This window comes from Phormidium sp. FACHB-592, assembly GCF_014695795.1.
GTDB lineage: Bacteria > Cyanobacteriota > Cyanobacteriia > Leptolyngbyales > Leptolyngbyaceae > Stenomitos.
The window spans coordinates 1-5,226 of sequence record NZ_JACJOZ010000048.1; the positions used below are offsets into that span (position 1 = coordinate 1).

The 5,226-nt window shown below is 48.5% G+C and carries 5 protein-coding genes; 2 read left to right on the forward strand and 3 right to left on the reverse strand.

Annotated features, from left to right (window positions below; translation table 11 throughout):
- Positions 1 to 442 precede the first annotated feature (442 nt).
- Together H6F86_RS13620 and H6F86_RS13625 are read left to right on the forward strand one after the other, a co-directional pair.
- Positions 443 to 778, forward strand: a complete 336-nt coding sequence (locus H6F86_RS13620; RefSeq protein ID WP_190449159.1) for a hypothetical protein — start codon at positions 443 to 445, stop codon at positions 776 to 778.
- Positions 779 to 943: 165 nt separating this feature from the next.
- Positions 944 to 1,456 carry a DUF1993 domain-containing protein gene (locus H6F86_RS13625; RefSeq protein WP_190449160.1) on the forward strand — a complete coding sequence of 171 codons (513 nt, stop codon included), beginning with the start codon at positions 944 to 946 and terminating at the stop codon, positions 1,454 to 1,456.
- 219 nt (positions 1,457 to 1,675) lie between these two features.
- Here H6F86_RS13625 and H6F86_RS13630 read toward each other — a convergent pair whose 3' ends face one another.
- From H6F86_RS13630 to H6F86_RS13640, 3 genes are all read right to left on the reverse strand, one after another.
- The gene (locus H6F86_RS13630) at positions 1,676 to 1,957 is read right to left on the reverse strand and encodes a hypothetical protein (RefSeq protein ID WP_190449161.1); all 282 of its coding nucleotides are present in this window, start codon (positions 1,955 to 1,957) and stop codon (positions 1,676 to 1,678) included.
- Between the two features lie 282 nt (positions 1,958 to 2,239).
- The gene (locus H6F86_RS13635; RefSeq protein WP_190449162.1) at positions 2,240 to 4,003 is read right to left on the reverse strand and encodes a macro domain-containing protein; all 1,764 of its coding nucleotides are present in this window, start codon (positions 4,001 to 4,003) and stop codon (positions 2,240 to 2,242) included.
- Positions 4,000 to 4,659, reverse strand: a complete 660-nt coding sequence (locus H6F86_RS13640) for a MerR family transcriptional regulator (protein WP_190449163.1) — start codon at positions 4,657 to 4,659, stop codon at positions 4,000 to 4,002. Before H6F86_RS13640 ends, H6F86_RS13635 begins: the two co-directional genes overlap by 4 nt.
- Positions 4,660 to 5,226: the final 567 nt, after the last annotated feature.

A 5,226-nucleotide genomic window follows, 5' to 3' on the forward strand; every position in this document is an offset into this window, starting at 1 on the left:
CCTGAAAATCATGAAGGCATGGTTTATGTGGTCATGATTCGGTTGATGCTGAGGCGGTTAACAAACAACCGACGAACGAGGAACTTGAAACCTGCTTAACCAGCATTTACAAACACTTTCTTAAATTCTTGGTGGGGACAACAAGCAAGATCGTTTGTCTGAGACCGGTATAGTTATTAAGAAGGCTACTCTTACGGGATATTTGGAAGTTATTCGTAAAACGATTGAGATCATTAGCAATTGCTGATTGATTTAGTCTTATGTTGGGGGCATTCAGTCTAAGCTTGTAAACCGTATCAGTTCTAAGTTTGAAGAGTTGAAAATCGTAAAGGATCTACTTGATTTAGCAAAAAGTCTTCTGGGTCTGAAGGCTGATCTCGACAAATCTGTCCTTGAACGTCGTTAGCGTGTAGCAACTTATCTTAATAATATTTCAGATTGCTTGAATCAGTCTGTTAAAAAGTTTCGTGAGGGCGAAGTCCCATCTAGTATGTGTTCAGAAGTTAATGAATATTCATACAGCATGTTTGACGTAGTTGGGGAGGAGGTTGGTGAAGAAAAGCTAGAGCGCTATAAGCAAATACTTGCCAACGCATTAGTCTTTAAAGGACGAACAATAAGTGCTTTCCTTCAAGATACATCTCTTGAGTCCGTTGCAGATTCATATTCGCTAGATGTCATACCAAAGTCCAAACTAAAAACTCTTGAAGCTGATTTGCAAGTGCTTGAAGATGCTGCCGGACGGTTTAAAGCTTTAGCAAACTCAATGCAGGTGTAACTTAGTTTTTTGGGATAACTACCGCCTAACAACCGCGCTGCACCGGAACGTCGCAGTATTGTCGGCTGGGTGCAAAGGTATCTGCGTTCGGTGAGCGCGACCGTCAGGCTGAAATTTGTTCTAAGGACAGCTAAGGTTCATAGAAAAGCCTTGAGGGATCACAAAATGCAAAGCCAGAATATAGATTTAATCCGAACCCTCTTCCAAAGCCGCTTAGCAACTCTTAAGCACCTCTTAGAGTCAGCTCAGACTCATTTTTGTGATGACGAGTCGTTCCTTCAAAAGCGCCTTGCGGCTGATATGTTGCCGTTCGGTACCCAGATTGCTTTCACCTGCAATCAACCACGCAACTTTGCTCTTTGGTGTGATGGCAAACCTGCGAATAATCTCGATCCAGACGTCACAGCTCTCGCACAGGCATACGAGCACATAGCAAACACGAAGGAACTTCTTTTCGGTGCTCACGTTGAAGAGGCAAAGCTAGCTGAGATAACACGCATTGACTTGGGCCAGAGCCTCTACATCGAGTTGTCTGGTCATGCCTATGTCAATGAATTTCTCATGCCAAACTTTTACTTCCATATGGTTACGGCTTACGACATTCTTCGCATGGCTGGGGTGCCAATTGGCAAACGAGATTACATGCTGCACTTGGTGCCATTAATCAGAAAAGAATGAAGCCTAACAATCCGCTTGCACACCGACCGTATAAAGGCTGTCTGTTGGAAATGAGAGGTATTTGTGGCGGGTGAAGCGAGTCGTTAATGCTTAGAAACACTGCCGAAAATGCTTTTAAGTCGGCAATGTTTTTTCCATCTACCCCCTTACCAGCAGAGTTTTGAACCGTACTACAAGCAAGGGCTCAACCACTTTTTTCGGCAATGTTGCAGCCTTGCTTCAAAAGGGCAGAACATCCTGCCACAACTCCGCTTTCCGGCTAATGCGATGAGCTGAATGTTGGTTACTCATTGGGTTCAGTGCATCAGCCGTTAAAGACAGCACCAGTGGATAGTGGTCACCAGCAAAACAGAAATCAGCGCTGGTCAGTTCGATCGCGGTTCTGAGCGCCAGCGTGTCATGGATCGACGGCAGCGTAATCATGGTGAAGCCGTCGTACTTGCATTGCAGCATGAAAGCAACCTCGCGAGCTGCCTCTGGGGTTTCAAAGAGTAATCGCATGCCACAATGCTAGCTCAAGAACAAGTCAGTCTTGACCATGGTGTGATCGCCGCGGGGTGTCAAAAAACGGGTATAAAATGCCGTGACCTGAAACCCTCCTGTAGCAGCACTTACTATTGAACTAGAAGGGGTATCAAAAAACGGCCCTTTGTTGCCGTGGGCAACTAGCCAAGCACTAGAGTGTTAGACAACGATCCCAAGGCGAGTTTCAAGAGTATGAGGGAGAAGGATAGCACTAAGGGTGTTTCACAGCCAGAGTTCAAATTAACCCGATAAGCTCAACTATTGCCAGCCTGAAATTCTCTCAAACTCCGTTTGGTATATTTGTAGCGTCTTTTCATCGCTACAGACTAACAGAACTTGTCCAATGGCAGTCGACTGAAACAAAAAACGTCCAATCGTCTCGAAGGCAGTGCGAGCAGCCAGCTCGACTGGAAAGCCTAAAGTGCTTGTGCCAATTGTAGGGAAAGCGATCGAGCGGATGCCTTCTAGCAGTGCCATCTTCAAACAACTTTCATAGCATTGAGCTAACACTTGAATTTCTGCCTGCTTTCCGCCCTGCCACATGGGACAAACGGTATGAATAATCCATTGGGCTGGCAGATTAAAGCCAGGTGTGCTTTTTGCATCCCCTGCCGCACACCCGTTCAGCTGCTGACACGCGACTTCTAATGCGGGTCCAGCCACTCGATGAATGGCACACGAAATGGCACCTCGATCCGATAGGGATTGATCGGTTGAATTGACGATCCCCTCTACTTGTTGTTGGGTAATGTCGCCCAATATCGGACCTCTACCAAAGGCATAGCGGAGGTTAGTGTGCCCGCTACTACGCCTGCTGCTCCGGGAATACGCTTGCTGCCCAGACATCTTGCGATAGCTGGCAACTCGACGCTGCTTTAATGCTTGCTCCAGGTCGTCCAGTGCGGCGGCTTCTGGGGCTGACATCGGCAAATTAAAGCTTAATATGTCTGCTTTCGCCTGCTGTAACACTTGACTAGCAGCACCCATCTCGCCGCGATCAACTAATTGCACTGCTTCTTTCTTCGCCCGTGCTGTCATCATTAACGCAACCTGTTGCTGCACCTCCTGATTGAGGCGAAACGACTCCAATTGATGGAAAGGCACTACGGGCAATTGGAAAGAACCTCCTACCGCTTGAAGTTGCTTGGCTTTGTCCTGCCAACTCAGACGCACCCTTAATAGCTCACTCGCTTGCGCCATTGCTGGCACCTTAAGCCGCAGCACAATTTCTTGCGGACTTCCTGCCACCAAATTCGGTAACTGAAATCGTCCCTGACTATCTACAGTCAAGTCATTCAAAACGTCTGCAACCACAACGTCTCCCTGAGGCTCCAGGCTTAAGCAAACGCTCGTGCCGAGGGTCGCTGCCAATCCCTGTAACTCTTGTTCAAAAATGATGGGCAACTGTTCGGGGGAGGCAATGTAGTAGTAGTTGCCATCGCCACTGGTTGCCATCGCAGTGAGAAGATCTTCGTCGTAGTCATCCCCTACACCCATTGTCGATGTGCTCACTCCACGTTTTGCCAAACCATGCACATCACTAGCGATGGTGTCTGGATTCGTTTCTCCCACATTGGCTAAACCATCCGAGAGCAGAATGACTCGATTCAGTTGAGCGCTCAAATTGTGACTGGTTTGGATGCTGCCCTGTACCCACCCCCCGTGTAACGCCGTACTCCCTCCTGGCTGTACCTGTTGTACCATCCGCAGTAGGCTGGCTTTGTTATTGGCGGTCGTGTTGGCAACCAGGGGCTGCACCTGGTCATCAAAGATCGTGATGCTGATGTGATCGCTCGCCAAGAGTTGCTCAATGGCATAGCACACCGCCTGTCGAGCATAGTCAATCTTTTTGCCTGCCATTGAACCCGAGCGATCAATGACAAAGCCAAGATTCAGGCTGGGGCGTGTTTGCTTCACCTCAAGTTGGGGTGGCGTGATCCGCAGCAGCACATCCAGGGTGGTTGCCCGATCCGAACAAACTACAGGACGCAGGGGCAGAAATTCAATCTGGGGTAAGGTCATTTTGAGGCTCTCCGTTTGGGGCCGAAGGTAAACAGAATTTGGCGAATCAGTTGCAACAGGCTTTGTTGCTCTTGCCCACTGCTGGGGTAAACAAAATTGTGTCGAATATGAAGTTCTAAGCCAGGTAACACTTCCACTCTTGTCCACTGGGTAGAGGAGGGTGGTGCCAGCGCTGAGGGCGGAACAGGGACGGGCGCAACGGGAGGGGGGGGTGTAGAGGGGAGGGAGGGCAGCGACTGCATAGGTAGGGTCTGCCGTTGCTGCACTTGTTGCAAGAAAGCCAGGGCCAGATTGGCTGGGGTGATCGTTAATTGCACTCCGCCCTGCAGTAATTCCTCCAGTTCTTGATTGGTTTTAGAGATTGCCAGTTTGTCGATCGCGCTGGCTCCATAACCTTCAGCCAGCAAACGCCGCACCAGCAGTAGTTGTAGAAGATGACGATAGAGATAACGCGCTTCTCGTCCTGCTTTCAGTGGCTCATCCAGCATCCTCTGACTGACATAGTGCCGAATCAAGCGGGGAGTCACATCCTCACGCACACGGGTATGGGCTTTCTCCTCTGGTAGAAACTGGGGCAGTTGCTCGTTTGCCACTTGTACCAGTTCCTCTAAAGACCAATGAGGGTCTTCTAGAGCAAGCGCTTGTAAGGGTTTCATCTTCAGATACTAACTCTGACAAGTTTGATTGTCAATGACAATGAGAAATGAAATTGTTTTGGATGAATTTGAGGTGGACAACTAGGGCTTGAGATGCAGTCAAGTAGGACATCAACTTGCAAAGCGGCATCAAGCTCGTCAGTCATGCCAAAGGTGCCGGGTTGCTTACCCCCATTAAAGCACTAGCTTTTTTGCTTGGAGGGGTAGCTGGGAAAACCTTAATTCATGTATGGCAATGATTGAATCGTTGCCATACATTATCTTGAAAGCTGCGGTGCGATCGCCTGGAGGGGTGTCAAGAAAGGTCCATTTTTCATCATGTCAGTGCAGCAACCTTACGAGCGCACGTTCCAAAAGTTTCCCTCCTTCCACTCATTAACTTCTTCTCAATAGTTAATGAGTAGGAGGAGGAGGATCGGAAACTCACACCCTAGAGTTCGCTGCACTGCGTGTTAAAAACAACCGTTTTTTATACCTTTGTAGGGAACCGCAGCCATTTCCCTAAGCATTGCTTTGGGTTAAGGGCGATTGCAGTAACCTTCAGCTAAATTTCCCACCTTCTCGACC